This window comes from Pseudomonadales bacterium, from assembly GCA_013215025.1.
In the GTDB taxonomy this organism is placed as follows: domain Bacteria; phylum Pseudomonadota; class Gammaproteobacteria; order Pseudomonadales; family DT-91; genus DT-91.
The window spans coordinates 1-24,343 of the sequence record JABSRR010000026.1; the positions used below are offsets into that span (position 1 = coordinate 1).

Here is a 24,343-nt window from a genome sequence, read left to right on the forward strand (position 1 = left end):
CCAGTCGCTCGGCTTCGAGTTTTTGTGCCTCTGCCTTTTTCGTTTGCTCGGCGGCAAGACGCTCGGCTTCGAGCTTTTGCGCCTCGGCTTGACTTGCTTGCTCAGCGGCAAGGCGCTGGGCTTCGAGTTTTTGTGCTTCTATTTGTTTTGCTTGCTCAGTCGCAAGTCGCTCGGCCTCTAACTTTTTAGCGTCGGCCTCTTGAGCGGCGAGCTGCCTGGATTGCTCGCCAACATCTTGAGTTGAATCAACAATGGCGGTTGATGTTGCTTGCGCTTGGGAGTTGGCTTGTTCAGCGTCATCAACCCCAGAGCAGGCTGTTAAAACCGAAGCTAAGAAAGAGAAGGTAATCGCATGCGCGAGGAGTTTTTGGCTTTGCATGATATTGATACCGTAAATTATTGTTATTTTTGACATTAAATGCAGCTCTAAGGCAATGATGTACCGACTGCAGCGATCATTCAAGTTTTAATTCGTCAAACTGGTGTCCAGCAGCTGAATAAGTGATGAAAAATATGTCTACTGAATAGATAGAAATAAAATATCATAATTTTCAATAATTTAGGATTTATAGATAAAATAATTATAGGAATACTGCATACCTTATTGTTTTGGAATGATTTTTTGTTTCCTTGACTTCCTTTTATTCATTTAAGCAGGATTTTTCTCGATTTTCGCAGCTTTTTTACGCGATTTTAGCGCTTTTTTTGTTTCCTAAGCCTTGCAAGTGGGTATTTATATTCCTATAGTGGGGATTAGTGGAATAAAGTGGGTTAAAGTGGATTTTTACCCTTATTCCTACAATAAAGTGGGGTTGCTGTGTTTCGAGGCGTCAAAAACATCAATATGGATACCAAAGGTCGGTTAGCGATGCCGTCCAAGTATCGTGACGCCTTAATTTCTTCAGATAAGGGGCAGTTAATAGCAACCATTGATACCCAGTCACGATGCTTATTGATTTATCCCCTAAGTGTCTGGGAGCCGATAGAAAGTAAGTTGCAAGATTTACCAGCGTTAAATCCTGCGGCCAGACGATTCACCCGCCTAACCTTAGGTTATGCTTCTGAGATTGATCTTGATGCGAATGGACGCTTACGAGTGCCTGCTGAGCTGCAAGAGTATGCTCAGCTCGATAAAAAGCTAATGCTGGTGGGGCAGGGTCGAAAGTTTGAGCTTTGGTCAGAGGCTAATTGGCTGTCGGAGCGAGATCAGGCCATAGATGATGCAAATTCAGGCAATCTCGAAATGCCAGAAGAATTTGCCAATTTGGTGCTGTGATGAGTCACTACTCGGTTTTGCTTGATGAGTCAGTGGCGGCATTGGCGATCAAGCCAGCCGGCATTTATGTTGATGGCACCTTTGGGCGTGGTGGGCATAGCAGTGCCATTTTATCAAGGCTGGATGCGTCCGGTCGTTTGATTGCTTTTGATAAAGATCTTGCTGCGCATCAATCGGCTGCAGAGCAGTTTGCTGCAGAAAGTCGTCTTACTATGCAGCATGCTAGTTTTGCTGAGCTTCACAATTATGCTGCGGTACAGGGTCTCATTGGCAAGCTTGATGGAGTACTGTTAGATTTAGGCGTTTCTTCACCGCAATTAGATCAGGCCGATCGCGGCTTTAGTTTTCTTCACGATGGTCCATTAGATATGCGTATGGATCAGACGCAGGCTTTGACGGCAGCTCAGTTCATCGAGCAAGCCGAGGTGCATGAGATAGCAAAAGTGCTACATGTATACGGCGAAGAGAAATTTGCGCGCTTAATCGCCTCAAGAATTGTCGAGCATAGGGAGCGCGAACCGTTTACTTCAACTCATCAGCTTGCTGATTTTATTGCTGCGGTCATACCAAAGCGTGCGCAGCGCTCAAAGTCAGGTGCCAAGGCAAAACATCCCGCAACGCGAAGCTTTCAAGCAATTCGGATACATGTCAATCAAGAGCTGAAAGACTTAGAAGAGTTTTTATCGCATATAGTAGAGCTGTTAGCTGTAGGTGGCCGGCTTGTGGTGGTTAGCTTTCATTCGCTTGAAGATAGAATGGTGAAGCGGTTTATCAAAGCACAAGAGCGTGGCCCATCATTGCCCAGACATTTGCCTATTCAATCCATTGACCGGGAGCCTCATCTAGTTTCTTGTGGCAAGGCGCTAAAAGCCGATGAGCAAGAGTTGCTCGAAAATGTTCGTTCTAGAAGTGCAGTGTTACGTATTGCTGAAAAAGTCGCGGGAGGGCAGGCATGTTAGTTTTTTGGCTAAAAAGCCAGCTTGCCACTTTAATTTTGTGGCTCACCGTGCTGTTGTCAGCATTAACGCTTGTGCTTGTCTCACATCTTAGTCGCGCTGAATTTATGTTGTCGCAATCACAAATTAAAGAGATGCGTGAGTTAGAGATTGACTGGGGGCGGTTGTTGCTTGAAAAGTCAAGCTCAAGTTCCGTTGACCAAATTGAAGAGCAGGCGGTGCGCCAGCTTGCGATGAAAAAACCAGATGCAGATCGGATGATTGTTTTAAAGGGGGCGCAGTGATGTTGGCTCAATTTAAACAATCATGGCGCATATATTTGGTTGCTAGCTGTTTGCTCATGCTGTTGATGATACTGATTTACCGCATGATGCTAATACAGGTGTTAGATGGTGATGGTGGTGCTGGATTTTTGCAGCAGCAAGGCGATGTTAGGACAGTGCGCAATGAGCTAATGCCCGCTAATCGTGGCATGATTACGGATCGTCATGGCAAGCCTTTGGCAGTGAGTACGCCGGTGGTAAGTGTTTGGGTGAATCCACAAGAATTGGATGTTGAGAGTGATAAGTTACCTGTGCTGGCTAATTTACTGAATATTTCAGAATTTGATTTGCAGCAAAAAATATCTCGCTATAAGTCAAAGCAATTTTTATATCTAAGACGTCATTTATCGCCGCAGCACGCCCAGCAGGTATTTGATTTAGGTATACAAGGCGTTTATTCACAAAATGAATATAAGCGGTTTTATCCTGCGGGTGAAGTGGCGGCGCATTTAGTTGGTTATGTTGATATTGATAACAAGGGTCTTGAGGGCTTTGAATATAGTTACAACGAATGGTTGCAAGGTAAGCCGGGCAAGAAGCAGGTTGTTAAAGATCTTTATCAGCGCACTATTAAAGAAATTAAACAGATAAAAGCAGCAAAAGAGGGTAAAGACCTCGCGCTAACCATCGATCTGCGCTTGCAATATATTGCCTATAAGGCACTGAAAGAGTCCGTCCAGTATCACCGAGCAAATGCAGGTTCTATCGTGTTAATAGATGTTGATACCGCTGAGGTCTTGGCAATTGCGAATCAACCTGCATTTAACCCTAATAATCGTAAAAATATGGACATTGATGCGGTTCGAAATCGGGCGGTAACCGATATGTTTGAGCCTGGCTCAACGGCCAAGCCAATAACTATGATGGCTGCGCTGGAATCAGGTGCTTTCTCTCCAGATAGCGCTATCCAGACTTCGCCAGGATTTTTAAAGCTTGATAAGAAAACCTACTTAGATCCCGTCAATTATGGCGAGATTCCATTAAGAACGGTGTTGGCAAAATCCTCGCAAGTGGGAACAATTAAGGTCGCCCTTGAGCTTGAGCAGCAGCAGCTATATCAAGCTTTTTATCGCATGGGCTTCGGTCAATATATTGGCCTCGGGCTACCAGGTGAGAGCACAGGTTATTTGCCCAATAAATCGGTATGGAAGCCAATTGAGCAGGCTGCGCTGAGTTTTGGTGCTGGTTTGAGTGTCACATCGCTACAGCTTGCTCAGGCCTATGCGGTATTCGCCGATGCAGGCCGAAAAAAGCCAGTCTCGTTGGTCTTAGATAATGCAAAATCAATACATGTTGAACAAGTGGTTGATGAGAACGTTGCTAAGGAAATTGCTACGATGTTGGCCGGTGTTACATCTCATATTGGAACCGCAAAAAAAGCCAACACTGAGTATTACACAGTAGCTGGAAAGACGGGTACCTCTCATAAGGTTGGCGCTAAAGGTTATGAATCGGGTCAATATATTTCCCTGTTTGCAGGATTTGCACCAGCCAAGCAACCAAAAATCGCAGCCATAGTCATGATCGATGACCCAAAAGGCAAGGAATATTATGGTGGCGAAGTTGCAGCGCCTGTGTTTGCCACGGTTATCAATGACAGTTTACGCATATTAGGTGTTACGCCTGATAAAATTTCTACCGATAAAGCGCTTAGGGATGAAAATCTGGCTGAAGACATAGCTGAACAGATTTCAGGGGTTGTCTGGTGATATCGATTAACGATTTAACACAACAGCTTTCTGTTAGCGTATCTGGTGGTGGCCAGCTTATCGCTGGTCTTGCTATTGATAGTCGTAAAGTCGAGCAAGATTATTTGTACATTGCATTGCAAGGTGAGCAAGTTGACGGTAATGACTTTATTGATGAGGCAAAGTCAAAAGGTGCGGTCGCATTAGCCACAGAGCTGCCGCATATTTTAATGCAGAAAAATATGCCTGGTTTTGCTTCATCAAATTTACGCCAGCAACTCGGTTATATAGCCTCTGAGTTTTATGCTTGTCCTAGTAAGTCTGTAAATATTACAGCCATTACAGGCACTAACGGGAAAACGTCTACAGCACATTTTATTCAGCAAATTTATAAAAAGCTCAATCAGCGCTGTGCAATAGTCGGAACTTTAGGAATGTCGTTAGGTGATCAGAATATTGACACGGTAAACACCACGCCTGATGCAATCTCATTTCAAGCATTCTTACAGCAGGTAAAGTCAGAAGCCTGCGAAAATTTGGTATTAGAAGCATCTTCACATGCATTGGTTCAGGGGCGTTTAAATGGCACGGCAATCGATTGCGCTATTTTTACCAATTTGACGCATGATCACCTCGATTATCATAAAACTATGGACGCTTACTATGAGGCGAAGCGTCAATTATTTGAGTTTGATAGTTTGACGACGGCAGTTATAAATATAGATGATGATTTTGGTGTTAGGCTTTATCGATTTTTATCAAATCAATCTAAGGTTAAACCTTTCTTGATTTCTTTGCGTGACCCTCAAGCAAACTTATTTTGCCATACGGTATGCTATTCGACCCAGGGCATTCATGTAGATATGCAGCTAAATTTTGAGGGTAAGGAAGAGCGTCAACAACTGCTGTTGCCGTTTATTGGTGAGTTTAATATCTATAACAGTATGCTGGCCGCTGCTAAATTTATCTGCGATGGATTTAGTTTAACACGTTTGCAGCCGGCGTTAGAGAGCTTGGATTCGGTGCTGGGTCGAATGCAGCTGATACCACATACAAACATTACTGCGGTTGTTGATTATGCGCATACGCCAGATGCGCTGGAAAATATTCTTTTAACGCTATCAACAACAGCTCGGCAGTCAGGTAGCAAATTGATTGTCGTATTTGGCTGCGGTGGCGACAGAGATCAATCCAAAAGGCCGTTAATGGCTGCGGTTGTTGATAAGTATGCAGATCTAGCAATTGTAACTGATGACAATCCAAGATATGAGTCCTCTGAAGCTATTATTGAGCAAATTGTCAGTGGATTCTCATTTATATCATATCAAGTGATAGCTGACAGAGCGGCAGCTATTAGGCGAGCGGTTGAAATGGCTCAGCAAGGTGATGTGTTATTAGTTGCAGGTAAAGGGCATGAGCAATATCAAATAGTAAATGGCGTACAGTACGATTTTTCAGATCAACAAGTGTTACGTGACGCTCTAGATAATGTTTGCGGTGAGGCTTCAAATGACTAGCCTCAACGTATCTTTTGTGATTAATGCCTTAAAGTCACAGGGTGTTGCATATGAGCTTAATCAAGCAAGCTATGTTGAGGCTGATATTGCCTCAGTACATATTGATAGCCGAAGGGTAAAGCCAAGTAGCCTGTTCGTTGCATTTCCTGGACAGCACGTTGACGGCCATGACTATATTATACAAGCAAAAGCCAATGGCGCGGTGGTTGCTCTCGTAAATCACTATGTCAATGATGAGATCTTGCAAATAAAAGTAGATCAGGCAGGTGTTGCATTGGCAACATTAGCGAATGCTTATCGAAAAACCCTAGCGGCAAAGATAATTGCTATTACCGGCAGCGCTGGAAAAACAACGACAAAAGAAATGTTAGCGGCATTATTAGCAGGTCATTCCGTTGAATCAACTGATGGTAATTTTAACAATGAATTAGGCGTGCCATTAACGCTACTCAATTTTTCAACTGAGGCAAAATTTGGCATTGTTGAGATGGGTGCTGGCCAGTCTGGAGATATTGCCTATCTGATGGATATTGCTGAGCCCGATATATCGTTGATTACCAATATTGGCGATGCGCATATTGGGCGATTCGGTTCGCGTGATAATATTGCAATGGCAAAAACAGAAATTTTCTCAGCCTTAGCTAGTGATAAGCTTGCCGTTGTAAATTGCGATGATAATTACAGTGCGCTTTTTAAAACTCGGGCGTCGCATTGTGAAGTGCTGACATTTTCTTCATCAGAGCAAACGGCTGCCGTGAGAATGGTGATTGATCGTTGTGATTTGAACGGCTCAAGCGTCAGTATTTTTTATCAAGATCAGCATGTGTCAATGCAACTGCCATTATATGCTGAACATCAATTAATGAATTTTCTCGCTGCAACGACTGTGGCTATAGCCTGTGGTTTACCGTTGTTGGAGATTCAAGTGGCGGCGGAAAAAATCATCCTGCAAGCTGATCGTCAGTCAGTATTAACGAAAAATCCTGATATTACCGTGATTGACGACAGTTATAATGCAAGTCCAACGGCCGTGATCAAAGCTATCGATTATCTTGCTGAGTATAAGACAGATAAGAAAAATTATAATTTAGCTGTGGTGTTAGGTGAGATGGCCGAGCTTGGCGATTATAGTCAGCAATACCATGAAAAAATTGCAGCGCATATAGCTGAGCATCAAATTGACAAGGTGTTTCTGTGCGGCAATGCAACGCGATTTTGTCTAGAGATACTTCAAAGCACTGATGCGCTGTTGATTCAGGCTGATACAGTTGAGCAGCTTATACCACAAGTTCTGCAGCATATATCACCTAATGACATTGTGCTTGTTAAAGGCTCACGATCACAACATTTAGAAAAAATGGTTAATGCTCTGCTTGAGCATAATTTTTCGGAGAATACACCATGTTATTAATGCTCGCTAATTTTTTGTCTGAGTATTTTCCGATATTCAATGCGTTCTCCTATATAACAGTAAGAGGCATGATGGGGGTCATTACCGCATTGTTAGTCTCTCTTTGGGTTGGCCCAGGGTTTATTCAATATTTAGTCAGTAAGCAAATTGGTCAAGCTGTGCGTGATGATGGCCCGCAAAGCCACTTGAGTAAGTCAGGTACGCCAACTATGGGCGGTGCATTGATTTTGTTTGCAATATTTTTCTCTACCCTGTTGTGGAGTGATTTGAGCAACCCTTATGTGTGGCTTATCGTGATAGTGACATTTATTTTTGGCGCCGTGGGTTGGGTAGATGATTTCAGAAAAGTGGTGGAAAAAGATTCCAGAGGCCTGCCTGCTAAATGGAAATATTTTTGGCAATCTGTCGCAGGCCTAGGGGCATCAGTATTTTTATTTATTCACGCTGATGTACCTGCAAACACGCAACTATTTATTCCTTTATTTAAGTCTGTCGCCATAGATATGGGCTTATTTTTTATTGTTTTTAGTTATTTCGTCATTGTCGGTACCAGTAACGCAGTCAACCTTACTGATGGTCTTGATGGCTTAGCGATATTGCCTAGTGTGCTGGTTGGTTCTGCGCTTGGTCTGATTACCTATTTAGTTGGGCATAAAGAATTTGCCGCCTACTTACACATTGCTTATATACCACAGGCAGGTGAGTTAGCTATTTTCTGTGCCTCATTGGCAGGAGCAGGTTTAGGCTTTCTGTGGTTTAACACTTATCCCGCTCAGGTTTTTATGGGTGATGTCGGTGCGCTTGCATTAGGTGCAGCCTTAGGACTGGTGGCAGTGATCACCAGGCATGAGATCGTGTTGTTTATTATGGGCGGCGTTTTTGTGATGGAGACAGTGTCGGTGATTCTACAAGTTGCTTCATTCAAACTCACTGGCAAGCGTATTTTTAGAATGGCGCCCATTCACCATCACTTTGAATTAAAGGGTTGGCCAGAGCCAAAAGTGATTGTGCGCTTCTGGATCATAACAATAATGTTAGTCATTATCGGTTTAACAACATTGAAATTGAGATAAGTCATTGATGCAGGCAGCATTGGAAAGCAACAAGCGATACCTCATTGTTGGCACAGGCGCAACAGGCCTCGCTTGCGCGCGATTTTTTGCTGCTAATACGCTTGATTATGTCTTGCTTGATTCGCGTCCTGATCAATCGGCGAATACGAATCTGCAGATGTTTTTACAACAGCATACGTGCCAATGTTACTTTGGCAATTTGGAAGCATTTGAGTATAGCTCGAAGGATATTATGATTTTGAGCCCCGGTGTTTCGTTACAAGAGAGATTTGTTGCTACTGCACAAAGCAGTGGGGTTGAGCTTTCTAGTGATATAGAAATTTTTGATCGCATTAATGAAAAGCCAGTTATCGCAATCACCGGCTCGAATGGTAAAACCACGATCACAACGATCACGCAAAAGATCCTGCAGGCGATGGGCTTCAACGCCTGTGCAGCTGGAAATATTGGGCTAGCTGCGCTTGATGCACTAGCAGAAGATATCGACGTGTATGTGCTCGAATTATCGAGCTTTCAGCTTGAGCGATATAATCACCTTCAGTCTGTCACGGCCATTGTTGCAAATATCTCTGAAGATCATATGGATCGCTATGACGATTTACAGCAGTATGCCCAGGCGAAATTTTCAATTTATAACAATGCAGGGTATAAGCTGGTCAACTTAGATGATGCTTATAGCGAAAATATTGCTAAACCTTATGCATCGATATCGATGACAGCCGCTGATGCAGATTATGCCTTAAACAATCACTCCATCTTTATTAAAGATAGAGACGTGAATATTGATATCAGTGCAAGCCAGCTTAAAGGTTCACATAATCGTTTTAATCTGCTGGCAGCCGTTGCTTTAGTTGACGGCTTGCTGCGCCATCAAGAATGTACTGACGCTGAAGTCTCGGCTTTATTTTCTCAAGCCCTATCGCTATTAAATGATTTCAAAGGCTTACCGCATCGCTGTGAATATATTGGTGCGGTACATAATATTGAATTTATAAATGATAGTAAGGCGACTAATGTGGGTGCGTGTTTAGCCGCGCTGTCTGGACTACAGCAAGATTATGATCATATCTTTGTGCTGTTAGGCGGTGTTGACAAATCTGCCTCATTTGAACAGTTAGTTGAATTTATCAGTCAGGCAGCGATAGAGCCGATCTTGTTTGGGCAAGATAGCATAAATATTTTAAAGGCATTCCAGGCTAGTGAGTCATCTTTTAAGCCTGTTTGTGTTGATAAGCTTGAGCATGCCTTAAATGAGGCTTATAGGCAGGCGAATCAGCTGCAGCAAGGCCAAAGTGAGCAGCAACGTTTACTGATTCTTCTATCGCCAGCTTGCGCCAGTTTCGATCAGTTTAGTTCGTTTGCTGATAGAGGTACAGCCTTCGTGAGTCAAGTGAAGCAAATGATGAGGGCTGCATGATGCTTGCGCATATGAAAACCATGCAGTTCAGTACTGTTGACGGCTGGAAACAGTCAATGGTTGCGATAGATAAATCGTTTCTTATTCTGGCCTGCAGTTTGCTGTCCATTGGTTTGGTGGTAATGACCTCAGCATCAATAGACTATGCGGCATATAAATTTAATAATCCGCTGCACTTTTTCATGCGGCAAAGTATCTTTTTGCTGATGGGCTTATCTCTTGCCTGTGCGGTCACTGTTACACCGATGTATAAGTGGTATCAGTGGAGTGGTATATGTTTAACCTTAGGCTTTGTGGTTTTGATTGCGGTGTTGATTCCAGGTATTGGTCGAGAGGTGAATGGCTCGATGCGTTGGATTCCCATTGGCCCTATTAATTTACAGAGCTCTGAGCTGGCCAAGCTGTGTATCATGATTTATATGGCGGCGTACTTAGTGAGGCGGCAAGATGAAGTACGTGAAACCTGGCAAGGCTTCATTAAACCGATTTTAGTCGTCAGCGGTATGATTATCTTGTTATTGCTAGAGCCAGACTTTGGCTCATCAGTCGTAATGATTATCGCTACTATGGGTATGATATTTCTTGGTGGTGTGGGGCTAAAACAATTCCTTTCAGTTGCGATGGTTGCTGCTTTGGCAGTGATGCTAATGGCTGTCTCTTCAAGCTATCGTATGGCGCGTTTGAAATGTTTTATAGACCCTTGGCAATATCAATTTGACTGTGGCTATCAACTAACACAGTCTTTAATTGCATTTGGACGTGGTGATTTCTTTGGCCTTGGCTTAGGTAATAGTATCCAAAAATTATTTTACTTACCTGAGGCGCACACAGATTTCGTATTTGCGATTCTTGCAGAGGAAACCGGTTTTTTTGGTGGCCTGGTGATTTTGATCCTATTCAGCGCCTTGATTTATAAAATATTTACCATTGCTAAAGTGGCTGAACAGAAACAGCAGTTATTTAATGCATACTTATGCTATGGCATTGCTTTAGTCATGGCGGCTCAGGTATTTATCAATATTGGTGTAAATAGCGGTGTTTTACCAACCAAGGGGCTTACACTGCCATTTTTTAGTTATGGCGGCAGTAGCCTGATCGTGGCCTTAGTAATGATTGGTTTTGTGAATCGCGTGGCAATTGAGTGTAAATTAAGCGCTATTAAAAATGCATCCGAATTAGCGAAGCAACAGCAGCTGCAAAGCAAGAAAAAAGTACGCAAAGGTTTAAAACAAGCTGGTTTAGGCAAGACTTCTGCAAAACATGATTTAAAACCACGATCATCTGCGGGGTTTTCTTCATGAATAAAACCTTACTGATTATGGCCGGTGGAACGGGTGGACACGTTTATCCAGGTCTCGCCTGTGCCGAAGCTTGGCAGGGGCTTGGCTATCAAGTTGCGTGGATTGGCACTAAAAAGGGTATTGAGTCTAATTTAGTGCCTGCAGCCGGCATCGATATTGCGTTTATCAATATACACGGGCTGCGAGGTAAGGGCCTGTTAGGTATATTGTTTGCGCCATTTAAAATAGTCGCGGCAATCATTCAGGCGTTTAACATAATGCGCGCAATACAGCCTCATGCAGTTTTAGGCATGGGTGGTTTTGCCGCTGGACCAGGCGGCATTGCTGCCAAATTACTNAGGCTACCACTGATCATTCACGAGCAAAATGCTATTGCGGGTACCACAAATCGTATTCTGTCAAAATTCGCAACGCATGTGCTGCAAGCTTTTCCATCGGCATTTGCTGCCAACCCAAAGGCGATTACTGTCGGTAATCCGGTCAGAGAGAATATAAAAACGGTCAGTAATCGTGCCTGCATTGAGGGCAAATTTCGTGTTTTAGTGTTAGGTGGTAGCCTTGGGGCGCTATCAATCAACCAGTTAATGCCTAAAGTGTACGGCCAGCTGTATCAAGATGTTGATATATGGCATCAAACAGGTAATAAGCATATTGATGCTACCAACGCTGCCTACGATGAACTTGGTCTCGATGAAGATGCCAAAGTCGTAGCTTATATTGACGATATGTCTGCAGCGCTAGACTGGGCAGACTTTGTCGTTTGTCGATCAGGTGCCATGACAGTCTCGGAGCTCGCAGTCGCCTCCAAAGCCGCGTTCTTAATCCCTTTCCCCTATGCCATTGATGATCATCAAAGCGCCAATGCTCAATGGCTGGTTGATGCTGGCGCCGCAATTGTGATGCAAGAAAGTGAATTGAACGAAGAAAAACTAATTATGCATATACGCCAACTGATCGATAAGCCTGAGCAGCTTACCAAAATGCAAGCCGCAGCCAAAAAGGTTGCTATTGATAATGCAGTAGAACAAATCATCCATCTCTGTGAAGCGACGGCTAAAAAATAATGAAAAAGAATATATCAATACCAAATATGCGCAGAATCGATGGTATTCACTTTGTGGGTATCGGTGGTGCTGGTATGTGCGGTATTGCAGAGGTCTTAATTAATCAGGGCTATTCGGTGAGTGGCTCTGACATAAAGGCTTCTGAAAACACACGACGTTTACAGGCCTTAGGTGCAAAAATTCATATTGGCCATCAAGCTGATAACGTTATTGGGGTAGATGTGTTAGTGGTATCAACCGCCATAGATGATGATAACCCAGAAATTGCCTATGCCAAGCAGCAGCGCGTTCCTATCGTGCCAAGGGCTGAAATGTTATCTGAAATTATGCGTTACCGTCACGGTATTGCTGTTGCGGGAACCCATGGAAAAACAACTACAACCAGTATGATCGCCTCAGTGCTTGCGTCTGCCGATTTAGATCCAACATTTATTATTGGCGGTTTAGTTAACAATTTTGGTACTAATGCAAGGCTGGGTGAGAGCCAATATGTTGTCGCAGAAGCTGATGAAAGTGATGCATCTTTTCTGCACTTGCAGCCATTGGTAACGGTAATTACCAATATCGAAGAAGATCATATGTCGACTTATGATGGCGATGTGAACAAGTTGAAAAAAACATTCATCGACTTCATACACAATCTACCATTCTACGGTATGGCCATTGTTTGCATTGATGACCCCATCATTAAAGAGATTATGCCAAAGTTTGGTCGCGCAACATTAACCTATGGATTTGATCAGCAAGCAGATTTTTCTATTCAACAATTGCAGCAAGGCCCAGATGGTAGTGAGTTTGTCATCGCCGCACCAAATAATCAAAACATTGCTGTAAAGCTTTCGCTGCCGGGTAAACACAATGTTCTAAATGCGACAGCTGCTGTCGCTGTCGGTATAGACGAAGGTATAGCGACGTCAGCGATTGTTGAAGGAATTCAACGGTTTAAAGGCGTAGGTCGTCGATTTGAATATTTTGGCGAATACCCTTCAGATTCAGGAACTGTACATTTAGTTGATGATTATGGTCACCACCCTACGGAAGTGGCGGCCACTATAGAAGCATCACGTCAAAGATTTCCAGAAAATCGCATTATCATGATATTTCAGCCACATCGATATTCACGTACCAAAGATTTATACGATGAGTTTGTTGAGGTGCTCTCGAATGTTGATGTGTTATTGGTGTTAGATGTGTATGCGGCTGGAGAAAAAATTATAGTGGGTGCAGACAGTAAATCAATTTGTCATAGCATTCGGCAGCGAGGTGAGCTGGACCCTATCCATGTAAAAAGTATTGATGATGTCAGGCCATTACTGATCAAAATGATCCAGCAAGATGATGTAGTGCTAACGCAGGGTGCAGGCAATGTTGGAGCATTAGCCAAAGATTTGTCGCAGCGGGGGTTTATAGATGACAAATAAGCTGGCTGACCTAATTGCAGAAATAAACACTTTACAACATGGCAATATTGCAGTGTTGCTTGGCGGTGAAAGCGCTGAACGAGAGATATCATTGCTCTCAGGAAACGCTATTTTAGACGCATTTTCAAGGGTAGGTGTTGCGGTTACAGCCATTGATACAAATACGGCTGATTTGGCTGGCAAGCTTGACCAGCATGCGATCAAACACTGTTTTATTGCACTGCATGGTGGCGACGGTGAAAACGGTACAGTACAAGCGGTATTAAAAAGTAAAGGTATTAGCTTTACCGGCTCTGATATGACGGCATGCGCTATCGCCATGGATAAGGCAAAAACGAAATTGCTGTGGCAAGGGGCTAATATCGCAACAGCGCCATTTACAATGGTTTCAGATCAGTCAGTTTGGCAAACCGTTAGTGCTAGCTTAGGTAATAAAATGATGCTTAAGCCAGCAAGTGAGGGCTCTAGTATTGGCATGTCAATTGTCGACAGTGAAGAGTCATTCTATCAAGCGATTAGTGACGCAGCTAAATATGATAGTCAGATTATTGCTGAAAAATGGATTGACGGCCCCGAGTATACGGTGGCCATTCTGAACGGCGTTGCTTTGCCAATGATAAAAATGCAAACCAATAATGCCTTTTATGACTATCAGGCGAAATACTTGTCTAATGAAACACAATACCTTTGCCCATGTGGTCTAACTGAAGATGTTGAAACACAGATTAAGCGTGAGGCTTTAGCGGCGTTCAATATACTTGGTTGTTCTGGTTGGGGCAGAGTAGATGTGATGTTAGATCAAAGCGGTCAGCATTATTTTTTAGAGGCAAATACGGTACCTGGTATGACAAGTCATAGCTTGGTTCCTATGGCCGCAGAGCAGTTTGGATTTAGCTTTGATGCCCTTGTGTTAGCAATATTGCTAGCGAGTTTGAGGGTATAAATGATGGCGTTTATTGGCTTCAAAAAACAGAGCAAGCAGTCGTCTAAAAAGCCGCATGCGCCGCATTCTGCAATGAACCCAGTATATAGTGCGCCATCAGCCAAGGAGTGGGAAAAACAGCGCAAGAAAAATTTAAAACGTTTGCAGCAAGAAAAAGTGGTCAATAAAAAAAGGGCTGGCGAAACGGGCGAGAGTTTTTTTCAGCAGCTGCAGAGTGTTTTCCGTGCGTTTTTAATATTCGGTTTTTGCCTGATTGCCGTTTTTATTGGCTATCAGACAATACTCATAAGTACTGATGTGTTTAAGCAAGAAATTCATGCGGTAGACGTGAATGGAAGTTTTAATTATGTGGATAAAAAGCTAGTGATCAAGGCGGTAAATCAGGCCGTTTCTAACGGTAATATTGATTACAATTTGCAGTTACTGCACGATTCTCTTATGGCTAATCCATGGGTGAAGTCAGTAAGTATCAGGCGCAGAATTAATCACCGCTTAGTTATAGATATTCAAGAGTATAAGCCTATCGCTTTCTTGAATGACTCGTCCTTGATTGCAGCTGATACAACCGTATTTAAGCCAAGCGAAATGCCAAATCAATTGCTGATGCCGACACTTTACTCAGATCAACATATTGAGGCGGTTGAACTTTATCAGCAGCTATCAGAGCTATTGCCACAGGAACTTTTGCCGATACGATCTTTAAATACACTAACGGAGTCGTTTTTTACGGTTAATGCTGTTAATGGTTTAGAGCTTAAATTTGAGAAACATGACTGGCCTGCGCAGCTTAAGCGGTTTAATACGATTTACCACAAGAACTTATATGCAAAGGCTAATGACGTTAAAACCGTCGATTTACGTTATCAAAATGGTGCTGCGGTCAGCTTCAAGACCGAAGACATTGTTCAACTGGATTAAATATAGGGTAAAGATAAAAGGTAAATATTATGGCAAGTGATAAAGACAGTAATATGATTGTCGGCCTCGATATCGGTACCTCAAAGGTAGTAGCCATTGTTGGTGAAATAAACGCTGACGGTGAATTGGAAATTATCGGTTTAGGCTCACACCCGTCACGTGGATTGAAAAAAGGTGTTGTCGTTGATATTGAATCTACGGTGCACTCTATTCAGCGTGCCGTAGAAGAGGCTGAATTAATGGCCGGCTGTCAAATTCACTCTGTCTATGCCGGGATTGCAGGTAGCCATATTAAAAGCCTGAACTCACACGGTATTGTTGCCATTAAAGATAAAGAAGTGTCTTCGGCTGACGTTGAGCGCGTTATCGATGCAGCAAAAGCAGTGGCTATTCCAGCCGATCAACAGATTCTGCACATACTTCCACAAGAGTACATTATTGATTCGCAAGAAGGCGTAAAAGAACCCTACGGTATGAGCGGAGTGCGTTTAGAGGCTAAGGTGCACTTGGTGACGGGCGCAGTGACTGCGGCACAGAATATTATTAAATGTATTCAGCGCTGTGGTCTTGAAGTAGAAGATATCATTTTAGAGCAGCTAGCTTCGAGCTACTCGGTGTTAACTGATGATGAAAGAGAGCTTGGCGTTTGTTTAGTTGATATGGGTGGAGGCACATCTGATATCGCTATTTTTACTGAGGGCTCTATTCGCCACACAGGCGTTATTCCTATTGCGGGTGATCAAGTCACAAACGATATTGCAATGGCGCTGCGAACGCCAACTCAACATGCAGACGAAATCAAGATGAAATACGCCTGTGCATTGGCACAACTGGCTAGGGAAGAAGAAACGATTAAGGTGCCTAGCGTTGGCGATCGGCCGCCGCGCGATCTTTCAAGACAGGCACTAGCCGAGGTGGTTGAACCTCGATACGACGAGTTATTTACCTTAGTGCAGGCTGAAGTGAGACGTTCGGGATTTGAGCCTGTGCTTGCAGCAGGCGTCGTACTGACCGGTGGTACCGCGAAAATGGAAGGTGCCGTCGATCTTGCAGAAGAAATTTTTCATATGCCGGTTCGGCTCGGTTCGCCAACACAAAAAGGTGGCTTACAAGATATCGTCAAAAATCCTATTTACGCAACCGGTGTAGGTTTGCTGCATTACGGAATGAAAAAACAATTTAATCCTGCTTATAACACATCGTCATCACATAAAGATGGACCCGGTGTGTTAGGTAAGATGAAACGTTGGTTTACAGATAATTTTTAAATGTTTTACTGAAACTTAAACTTAGCAAGGGGAGAGAAGCTATGTTTGAATTGATCGATAGTCAGCCACAAAAGGCTGTAATTAAAGTTGTTGGTGTGGGCGGCGGCGGCGGTAACGCTGTTAAGCACATGATTGATAAACAAGTCCAGGGTGTTGAGTTTATTTGTGCAAACACTGATGCTCAAGCGCTGGAGGATATTGAAACCCGAACGGTTTTGCAGTTAGGTACCAATATCACCAAAGGGCTTGGCGCGGGTGCTAACCCTGAGGTGGGTCGTCAAGCAGCTATGGAAGACCGCGACAGGATTGCCGAAGTGCTGTCAGGCGCTGATATGGTATTTATTACGGCTGGTATGGGCGGTGGTACTGGCACTGGTGCTGCGCCCGTTGTCGCTGAAGTCGCTAAAGAGTTAGGTATCCTAACGGTTGCGGTAATTACCAAGCCATTTCGTTTTGAAGGAAAAAAACGTATGCGACTGGCTGAAGAGGGTATGCGTGAGCTAGCTCAACATGTTGACTCGCTTATTACTATTCCAAATGAAAAGCTTATGGCAGTTCTGGGCGGGAAAGTTAGCTTAGTAGAAGCTTTCTCAGAGGCTAATGATGTTTTACATGGTGCCGTTCAGGGTATAGCTGATTTAATCATGCGTCCTGGCATGATCAACGTTGACTTTGCAGATGTGCGCACGGTGATGAGCGAGATGGGCATGGCGATGATGGGTACAGGTCGTGCGCGTGGTGAAGACCGGGCAGAAGAAGCTGCACGACTGGCCGTTTCATCACCCTTGCTTGAAGATATTAATTTAGAAGGTGCACGTGGCATTCTGGTCAATATTACCGCTTCTGAAAGCTTGGAGTTGGGTGAGTTTGCCGATGTTGGTGATATTGTCGAGGAATTTGCCTCAGATAACGCCACAGTTGTTGTCGGCACCGTTATCGACCCAAGCCTTGATGACGAAATAAAAGTTACCGTGGTGGCTACCGGTATTGGTGCGGAAGAGATGGGTATGCTTGCCAGTCCACCAGCTTCCTCGGTAAGGCCGCAGTCTAGCGTTGAGCGATCCTATGATAATAGTATTCCTACTGCGACCCCAACATCTGAGCATGCAGCAGAGCTTGTAACCCCGGCAGTTGATTATTCAGCTTACGATAAGCCTACTGCCATGCGGAATCCAACCAATCGTTTGAGCTCATTGCCGGGCGGCGCCGCGGCCTCGCAGGTTAAAGACGATGATCTTGAGCTGTTGGATATACCAGCGTTTTTACGAAGACAGGCTGATTAAATGCTTTTGATGCGTGCTGCACAGAATGCAATATGTCGTTGCTCTGTGCAGCTTTAATGGATTGTATTGTGCTAGCTAGTTCGCAAAATCGGGCTTTATATGGCTTTTATTAGACCATTTCTGCCAGTTTGTTGAACTTTAGCCAAATATGCGGTCTTTTTACTCGTAGCACTTTTTGCTAGTATTACAAGTTTTAAGCATAAATAGGATCTGGAACCCAAGCATGTCGATTATTCGTCAACGCACATTGCGTAATACAATTCGAGCTACTGGAGTGGGCTTGCATACCGGAGAGAAGGTATATCTCTCGCTCAAACCTGCTCCTGTCGATGCGGGAATTGTGTTTCGTCGGGTAGACTTAGATCCCGTGGTTGAAATAGAGGCACGTGCTGAGAACGTCGGCGATACAACCTTATCCACGACCTTAGTAAAAGGTGATGTCAGGGTTTCGACGGTAGAGCATCTGCTTTCCGCCATGGCAGGTTTGGGTATTGATAACGCCTATGTCGAATTAAGTGCCTCTGAGGTGCCCATTATGGACGGCAGTGCTGGGCCGTTTGTGTTTTTACTGCAGTCAGCTGGGATCGAAGAGCAGGCGGCAGCCAAAAAATTCATCCGCATCAAGCAACCTGTAACCGTTAAGCACGATGATAAAGTTGCCAGTTTTCTCCCCTTTGATGGATTTAAGGTGTCTTTTTCCATCGACTTTAATCATCCGGTGTTTAACGAGCGTAAGGTTGATGCGGAAATTGATTTTTCAACTACGTCGTTTGTAAAAGAAATTTCACGTGCCAGAACCTTTGGCTTTATGCATGAGATTGAATATTTGCGCTCTAAAGGTTTAGCCCGTGGTGGCAGCGTAGAGAATGCTATTGTGGTTGATGAATATCGCATTCTTAATGAAGATGGCCTGCGTTACGACGATGAATTCGTGAAACATAAAATACTGGATGCTATCGGCGATTTATATTTATTAGGTAATAGCTTGATTGGTGAGTTTAAAGCCACCAAATCAGGTCACGGACTGAATAATGCAGTCCTCAGGGAGTTAATAAAGCAACAGGATGCTTGGGAGGTTGTTACTTTTGATGAAGAGGATGCACCGATCTCATACAGTTCGGGGCAAGTCTCAGCAGCCTAAGTTTTTCATCTACTGATGTGATGTCAGCATTATGAAATTGATTGTTTTAGATGCTAATTTTTCTGGCTCGAAAGAGTTTAATCTAAGTAATCGCAAGATTGCCTACTTAGCCATGTTGCTTGCAGCATTGCTGCTTAGCCTACTGTTGTTTATTGGTCTATATCTCGATCGATTTTTTCAAGTGCGCCATTACCAAGCTGAAGTTGATCGTATGCGCGAGCAGACGCTATTCGATCAGCACCAAATCAATAGCCTCAACGCTTATTCTGAGGCCGTTTTTTTAGAACAATCGCGTCAGTTTGGTCTCTTGCAGGCAAGAATGACGCGCCTTGAGGCGCTCGGTGGCCAGGTCGCTGATATGGCGGGTATGTCTGAAGAATTTGATTTTTATCGCGAGCCTGCGATCGGTGGTTTGCTTAACACTGCCGAGCCTGACGCAATACAGTCTGAGCACCATCTTCTCGCCAATATGCAAGCCATGCAGGCAAGACTTAAAATTCGCGAAACTGAGCTGCTGGCGATTGATGGTTTAGTGCAAAATAGTAATATTCAAAAAGAGTCCTATCTGTCGGGCCGACCGATTGTTAAAGGTTGGCTATCGTCGAACTATGGCAAACGCATTGACCCATTTACTGGGCGTTTGAGCTTGCATAAAGGCGTGGACTTTGCCGGTCAAGAAGACAGCGACGTGATTGCTGTCGCCTCGGGTGTGGTGACTTGGTCAGGTGACCGCTATGGCTACGGCATGATGGTCGAAGTTAATCATGGTAATGGCTACAGTACTCGCTATGCGCATAACAAATCCCATTTAGTCAAAGTGGGCGATGTGGTGAATAAAGGTCAGGCGCTTGCCAAGATGGGCTCAACTGGCCGCTCCACAGGGCCGCATGTGCACTATGAAGTGCTTAAAAATGGCCGACAAGTCGATCCGCACCGCTACATTTACCGCAAATCTATCTAAGCTGATTACTGCAGCGTCTAATTGCTATCAAGCCACTTGAGGACTGTGTTTTCTCGGTCTGGATCTGATAGACTATGGCGCTTTGCCGTGATGAACTTCTTTCGACCACTATGAATATTTTTAAAGCCTTATTGGGTACCCGTAATGACCGTGAAATTAAACGGATGCGTAAGACGGTTGCCAAGATCAATGCGCTTGAAGCTGATTTACAAAGCTTAGATGATGCAGCGCTTCAAGCAAAAACCCAGCAGTTTAAAAATCGTTTGGCGGATGGCGAAAGCTTAGATAATTTATTGCCTGAGGCCTTTGCCGTTTGTCGCGAAGCCAGTCAACGTACCTTAGCGATGCGACATTTTGATGTGCAGCTGATCGGTGCAATGACTTTGCACGAGGGTCGTATTGCGGAAATGCGCACGGGCGAGGGTAAAACCCTAATGGCAACGCTCGCGGTGTATCTAAATGCGCTTACCGCTCGCGGGGTCTATGTTGTTACCGTAAATGATTATTTAGCCTCTCGTGACGCTAATTGGATGCGTCCTCTGTATGAGTTTCTGGGCTTGTCCGTTGGCGCGGTTGTGCCAAATCAGGCTTGGAATGAAAAACAAGCGGCTTATCAGGCTGATATTACCTACGGTACCAATAACGAATTTGGCTTTGACTACCTGCGCGATAATATGGCGTTTACGCTCGCTGATCGAGTGCAGCGTGAGCAGTTTTTTGCAATTGTCGACGAAGTTGACTCGATTCTAATTGATGAAGCTCGTACACCATTAATCATTTCTGGTGCGGCAGAAGATAGTTCAGCGCTTTATAAGCGCATTAATGTGTTTATCCCGAAACTTTCTGAAGCCAGTGTCGAAGAAAAATTGGGTGAAAAAATCATTGGCGAAGGCCACTACACCTTAGATGAAAAATCTCGACAGGTGGAATTCACTGAGCAAGGCCATGAATATGTTGAGCAAATCTTGATAAAAGATGGTTTGCTTGATGAAGGCGAGAGCCTTTACGCCTCGCAAAACTTAAAATTATTACATCATGTGCAAACTGCACTGCGAGCACATGTGCTGTTTCATAAAAATGTTGATTACATTGTTCAGCAAAACGAAATTGTTCTGGTTGATGAGCATACGGGTCGCACCATGCCCGGCAGACGTTTATCCGAAGGTCTGCATCAGGCCATTGAGGCGAAAGAGAAAGTTAAAATTCAGCAGGAAAGCCAAACCCTTGCCTCAACAACGTTCCAAAATTACTTCCGCTTATTCGATAAATTAGCCGGTATGACCGGTACAGCCGATACAGAAGCAAAAGAGTTTCATGAAATTTATGGCTTGGAAGTTACTGTTATTCCTACTAACAAAGCCATACAGCGGCAAGATCTTAACGATGTAATTTACATGAGCATTGCTGAAAAATTTGAAGCGATTGCAAAAGATATTGAAGAAATCCGCGCAACCGGTGCACCAATCCTGGTTGGTACCGCGTCCATCGAAAGCTCTGAGTTGCTGTCGCGTCTTTTGCAAAAGAAAAAGATTCAGCACAATGTGTTAAATGCCAAGATGCATGCAAAAGAAGCCGAGGTTGTTGCAGAGGCCGGTCGGCCTGGGGCGGTAACGATTGCAACAAATATGGCGGGTCGAGGCACCGATATTGTACTTGGCGGTAATCTAGAGGTTGAAATTGCGCAGCTAGAGGCGCCGACAGATATTCAGCTAGCAGAGCTTAAAGCAGACTGGGCGCAGCGTCATGAGGCGGTATTGGCTGCTGGCGGCTTGCATATACTCGGAACCGAACGTCACGAAAGTCGCCGGATTGATAATCAGCTGCGCGGTCGCTCGGGCCGTCAAGGTGACCCCGGCTTAACACGTTTTTATTTATCGTTAGAAGATGATTTGATGCGTATTTTTGCCTCCGATCGAGTGCGCGCGATTATGCAGCGCTTAGGTATGGAAGAAGGTGAAGCGATAGAGCACAAAATGGTCAGCAACGCGATCGAGAAAGCACAGCGTAAAGTTGAAGGCCGAAATTTTGATATTCGAAAATCCTTACTTGAATATGACGATGTTGCCAATGATCAGCGTCAGGTGGTATATCAACAGCGCGACTTTATTCTCAACACAGAAGACTTAAGCGACACCTTAGATTCGATTCGCGCAGATGTGGTTGACTCATCCATNAGTCAATTTATCCCGCCGCAGTCGGTAGAGGATATGTGGGATATCCCTGCGCTAGAAAATGCCTTACAGGCCGAGTTTTCAGTACAGCTGCCCGTTCAGCAATGGCTGGATGACGACGACAAGCTAAATGAAGACGACTTACGAGCAAAAATTTTACAGCATATTGTTGCCCAGTATCAGCAAAAAGCAGCTGTGGTAGGTGACGAAATGCGTCGCTTTGAAAGCCATATTTTCTTGCAGGTACTGGATGGTTTATGGAAAGAGCATTTAGCCACGATGGATCATTTACGCCAAGGCATTCATTTACGCGGTTATGCGGGTAAAAACCCTAAGCAAGAATACAAGCGTGAGTCTTTCGAGTTATTTCAAGAAATGCTCGATAATATCAAATATGATGTGATTCGCTTTTTATCAAAAGTACAAATTCAAACCGAAGATGAAATTGCTCAGGTGGAGCAACAGCGAAGACTGCAGGCGGAGGCCGAAAGCCAAACCATGCACGCAGAACACCCTGCCATTTCGGCCACAGATTCAACCGCGGCAGATGCAGCGGCGTCTGCTTCAGGTAGCGAGCCAGACGTTGATAAAGATACGCCTTTTGTCCGCGAGGGTAAAAAAGTCGGTCGCAACGAGCCCTGTCCCTGTGGCTCAGGTAAAAAATATAAGCAATGCCATGGCAAGTTAACATAGGAGCGCGCTATGGCTGTTGGAAACGCACCATTACCAGAATTTGTTGCGATTGAAGGTATTCGTTTAGGTGTCGCCAACGCGGGCATCAAACAGACCGAGCGCAATGATCTGACTATCATTGAAATTGCTGAAGGCAGTTCGACGGCCGCAGTATTCACCCAAAATGTATTCTGCGCCGCGCCTGTGCTTATTGCCAAGCAGCATATAACTGAAGTATCGCCGCGCTATTTGCTCATCAATACGGGTAATGCGAATGCTGGTACCGGCGCTCAGGGCTTGCAAGCCGCTCAGCAAACCGTCGATCAACTGGCAGAAAAAACTGCCTGTCAGCCTCAGCAAGTGCTGCCATTTTCGACAGGCGTGATTGGTGAGCCATTACCGCAGCAAAAAATTATTGCCGCATTAGATAAGGCGCTTGAGAACTTAGATGCCTGTCATTGGGGGAAAGCTGCCGAAGCGATTATGACAACGGACACGCGTCCTAAAGGTTGCACTGTATCGCTTAAGGTAGCTGATCAGCCGCTGAATATCTCTGGTATCAGCAAGGGCGCAGGTATGATTAAGCCGAATATGGCGACCATGTTGGCATTTGTGGCTATCGATGCACAATGCTCGCAGGCGCTGTTGCAGTCTATGCTTGAGCAGGCCAATGCTGTCTCGTTTAACAGTATTACTGTGGATGGCGATACATCAACGAATGACAGTGCGATTCTGATTAGCACGGGTAAATCCTCTTTGAACCTTGATGCCTTACCTGCTGATCAGTTAGCTGAGGTTCAGCGCTATATCAACCAGGTGTTTATTGAACTGGCACAGCTTATTATTCGTGATGCTGAGGGCGCTAACAAATTTGTTGAAGTGAACGTGATAAATTGCGCTTCAATCGAAGAATGTCGGCAAGTTGCTTTTACTGTCGCTGAGTCACCGCTGGTAAAAACGGCGCTTTTTGCGTCAGATGCAAACTGGGGCAGAATCCTAGCAGCGATTGGCAGAGCTAATGTGGCAGAGCTCGACATCGATAAGGTGCGCCTTAAAATTGGCGAAGTCTTGGTTGCTGAACACGGTGGCCGTGCCAGTTCTTATACCGAAGCGGCGGGTGCTGCCGTGATGGCGGCTGAAGATATTGTGATTACTATTGACCTTGCCAGAGGCGATGTCTCCACCAGTGTTTGGACTAGTGATTTATCGCATGAGTACGTTACGATTAACGCTGAGTATAGAACCTAATTATAACTAAAGGTGATGGGGCTTGGTTGATCGAATTCATGTCGTCGCGGGTATCATTTTTAGTGACGATGAGCAGCAGGTGTTGTTGTCGAAGCGACATAAAGATGCACATCAGGGCGGCTTATGGGAGTTCCCGGGCGGCAAAGTAGAGCCAGCAGAATCAGAATCTCAAGCCTTGGCGCGCGAGCTTCGCGAAGAGTTGAATCTTGTTTTTGCAAACGCCACGCCGTTTCATCGCCTGAATTTTGATTATCCTGATAAGTCTGTTGAGCTGAGTTTTTGGTCAGTCTA

At 44.5% G+C, this 24,343-nt stretch carries 21 protein-coding genes; 20 read left to right on the forward strand and 1 reads right to left on the reverse strand.

Features of this window, described 5'->3' with window-relative positions; genetic code table 11:
- Positions 1-415, reverse strand: a 415-nt coding sequence (locus HRU21_03475; protein NRA41350.1) for a hypothetical protein, incomplete at its 3' end; no start/stop codon positions are given.
- Between the two features lie 402 nt (positions 416-817).
- On the opposite strand from HRU21_03475, the gene mraZ reads away from it, so the two are divergent.
- The 20 genes from mraZ to HRU21_03575 all read left to right on the forward strand — a co-directional run.
- A complete protein-coding gene (gene mraZ, locus HRU21_03480; GenBank protein ID NRA41351.1) occupies positions 818-1,276 on the forward strand; it encodes a division/cell wall cluster transcriptional repressor MraZ in 459 nt (152 codons plus the stop codon).
- Entirely contained in the window at positions 1,276-2,235 is a 960-nt protein-coding gene (gene rsmH, locus HRU21_03485) for a 16S rRNA (cytosine(1402)-N(4))-methyltransferase RsmH (GenBank protein NRA41352.1), read from the forward strand. Before mraZ ends, rsmH begins: the two co-directional genes overlap by 1 nt.
- Entirely contained in the window at positions 2,229-2,516 is a 288-nt protein-coding gene (locus tag HRU21_03490) for a cell division protein FtsL (protein ID NRA41353.1), read from the forward strand. Before rsmH ends, HRU21_03490 begins: the two co-directional genes overlap by 7 nt.
- Complete coding sequence (locus HRU21_03495; GenBank protein ID NRA41354.1) at positions 2,516-4,264, forward strand: penicillin-binding protein 2; 1,749 nt, start codon at positions 2,516-2,518, stop codon at positions 4,262-4,264. Before HRU21_03490 ends, HRU21_03495 begins: the two co-directional genes overlap by 1 nt.
- Positions 4,261-5,760 carry a UDP-N-acetylmuramoyl-L-alanyl-D-glutamate--2,6-diaminopimelate ligase gene (locus HRU21_03500; protein NRA41355.1) on the forward strand — a complete coding sequence of 500 codons (1,500 nt, stop codon included), beginning with the start codon at positions 4,261-4,263 and terminating at the stop codon, positions 5,758-5,760. Before HRU21_03495 ends, HRU21_03500 begins: the two co-directional genes overlap by 4 nt.
- The gene (gene murF / locus HRU21_03505; protein ID NRA41356.1) at positions 5,753-7,171 is read left to right on the forward strand and encodes a UDP-N-acetylmuramoyl-tripeptide--D-alanyl-D-alanine ligase; all 1,419 of its coding nucleotides are present in this window, start codon (positions 5,753-5,755) and stop codon (positions 7,169-7,171) included. Before HRU21_03500 ends, murF begins: the two co-directional genes overlap by 8 nt.
- The gene (locus HRU21_03510) at positions 7,162-8,244 is read left to right on the forward strand and encodes a phospho-N-acetylmuramoyl-pentapeptide-transferase (protein ID NRA41357.1); all 1,083 of its coding nucleotides are present in this window, start codon (positions 7,162-7,164) and stop codon (positions 8,242-8,244) included. The genes murF and HRU21_03510 overlap by 10 nt, the downstream gene beginning before the upstream one ends.
- 7 nt (positions 8,245-8,251) lie before the next feature.
- The gene (gene murD, locus HRU21_03515; protein ID NRA41358.1) at positions 8,252-9,661 is read left to right on the forward strand and encodes a UDP-N-acetylmuramoyl-L-alanine--D-glutamate ligase; all 1,410 of its coding nucleotides are present in this window, start codon (positions 8,252-8,254) and stop codon (positions 9,659-9,661) included.
- Between the two features lie 56 nt (positions 9,662-9,717).
- Positions 9,718-10,962, forward strand: a complete 1,245-nt coding sequence (ftsW, locus tag HRU21_03520; protein ID NRA41359.1) for a putative lipid II flippase FtsW — start codon at positions 9,718-9,720, stop codon at positions 10,960-10,962.
- Positions 10,959-12,026, forward strand: coding sequence for an undecaprenyldiphospho-muramoylpentapeptide beta-N-acetylglucosaminyltransferase (gene murG / locus HRU21_03525; protein NRA41360.1), 1,068 nt, complete (start codon positions 10,959-10,961; stop codon positions 12,024-12,026). Before ftsW ends, murG begins: the two co-directional genes overlap by 4 nt.
- Positions 12,026-13,447, forward strand: a complete 1,422-nt coding sequence (murC, locus tag HRU21_03530) for a UDP-N-acetylmuramate--L-alanine ligase (protein NRA41361.1) — start codon at positions 12,026-12,028, stop codon at positions 13,445-13,447. The genes murG and murC overlap by 1 nt, the downstream gene beginning before the upstream one ends.
- A complete protein-coding gene (locus HRU21_03535; protein ID NRA41362.1) occupies positions 13,437-14,390 on the forward strand; it encodes a D-alanine--D-alanine ligase in 954 nt (317 codons plus the stop codon). The genes murC and HRU21_03535 overlap by 11 nt, the downstream gene beginning before the upstream one ends.
- The gene (locus tag HRU21_03540; protein NRA41363.1) at positions 14,391-15,308 is read left to right on the forward strand and encodes an FtsQ-type POTRA domain-containing protein; all 918 of its coding nucleotides are present in this window, start codon (positions 14,391-14,393) and stop codon (positions 15,306-15,308) included.
- A gap of 29 nt (positions 15,309-15,337) precedes the next feature.
- The gene (gene ftsA, locus HRU21_03545; GenBank protein NRA41364.1) at positions 15,338-16,576 is read left to right on the forward strand and encodes a cell division protein FtsA; all 1,239 of its coding nucleotides are present in this window, start codon (positions 15,338-15,340) and stop codon (positions 16,574-16,576) included.
- A gap of 41 nt (positions 16,577-16,617) precedes the next feature.
- A complete protein-coding gene (ftsZ, locus tag HRU21_03550; protein NRA41365.1) occupies positions 16,618-17,859 on the forward strand; it encodes a cell division protein FtsZ in 1,242 nt (413 codons plus the stop codon).
- Between the two features lie 229 nt (positions 17,860-18,088).
- Positions 18,089-19,000 (forward strand): UDP-3-O-acyl-N-acetylglucosamine deacetylase, encoded by a 912-nt coding sequence (locus HRU21_03555; protein ID NRA41366.1) that lies wholly within the window; start codon positions 18,089-18,091, stop codon positions 18,998-19,000.
- A 31-nt stretch (positions 19,001-19,031) separates the two neighbouring features.
- Positions 19,032-19,961, forward strand: a complete 930-nt coding sequence (locus HRU21_03560) for a M23 family metallopeptidase (GenBank protein ID NRA41367.1) — start codon at positions 19,032-19,034, stop codon at positions 19,959-19,961.
- Between the two features lie 110 nt (positions 19,962-20,071).
- A complete protein-coding gene (secA, locus tag HRU21_03565; protein ID NRA41368.1) occupies positions 20,072-22,825 on the forward strand; it encodes a preprotein translocase subunit SecA in 2,754 nt (917 codons plus the stop codon).
- A 9-nt stretch (positions 22,826-22,834) separates the two neighbouring features.
- Positions 22,835-24,052 carry a bifunctional glutamate N-acetyltransferase/amino-acid acetyltransferase ArgJ gene (gene argJ / locus HRU21_03570; protein ID NRA41369.1) on the forward strand — a complete coding sequence of 406 codons (1,218 nt, stop codon included), beginning with the start codon at positions 22,835-22,837 and terminating at the stop codon, positions 24,050-24,052.
- 22 nt (positions 24,053-24,074) lie between these two features.
- Positions 24,075-24,343 (forward strand): NUDIX domain-containing protein (locus tag HRU21_03575; GenBank protein NRA41370.1); only part of this gene is annotated, 269 nt, incomplete at its 3' end.

Coding starts and splice junctions, on each gene's coding strand:
- rsmH (NRA41352.1), top strand. CDS start 1,276: ATGAGTCACTACTCGGTTTTGCTTGATGAGTCAGTGGCGGCATTGGCG.
- HRU21_03490 (NRA41353.1), top strand. CDS start 2,229: ATGTTAGTTTTTTGGCTAAAAAGCCAGCTTGCCACTTTAATTTTGTGG.
- HRU21_03495 (NRA41354.1), top strand. CDS start 2,516: ATGTTGGCTCAATTTAAACAATCATGGCGCATATATTTGGTTGCTAGC.
- murF (NRA41356.1), top strand. CDS start 5,753: ATGACTAGCCTCAACGTATCTTTTGTGATTAATGCCTTAAAGTCACAG.
- HRU21_03510 (NRA41357.1), top strand. CDS start 7,162: ATGTTATTAATGCTCGCTAATTTTTTGTCTGAGTATTTTCCGATATTC.
- murD (NRA41358.1), top strand. CDS start 8,252: ATGCAGGCAGCATTGGAAAGCAACAAGCGATACCTCATTGTTGGCACA.
- ftsW (NRA41359.1), top strand. CDS start 9,718: ATGGTTGCGATAGATAAATCGTTTCTTATTCTGGCCTGCAGTTTGCTG.
- murC (NRA41361.1), top strand. CDS start 12,026: ATGAAAAAGAATATATCAATACCAAATATGCGCAGAATCGATGGTATT.
- HRU21_03535 (NRA41362.1), top strand. CDS start 13,437: ATGACAAATAAGCTGGCTGACCTAATTGCAGAAATAAACACTTTACAA.
- HRU21_03540 (NRA41363.1), top strand. CDS start 14,391: ATGATGGCGTTTATTGGCTTCAAAAAACAGAGCAAGCAGTCGTCTAAA.
- ftsA (NRA41364.1), top strand. CDS start 15,338: ATGGCAAGTGATAAAGACAGTAATATGATTGTCGGCCTCGATATCGGT.
- ftsZ (NRA41365.1), top strand. CDS start 16,618: ATGTTTGAATTGATCGATAGTCAGCCACAAAAGGCTGTAATTAAAGTT.
- HRU21_03560 (NRA41367.1), top strand. CDS start 19,032: ATGAAATTGATTGTTTTAGATGCTAATTTTTCTGGCTCGAAAGAGTTT.
- argJ (NRA41369.1), top strand. CDS start 22,835: ATGGCTGTTGGAAACGCACCATTACCAGAATTTGTTGCGATTGAAGGT.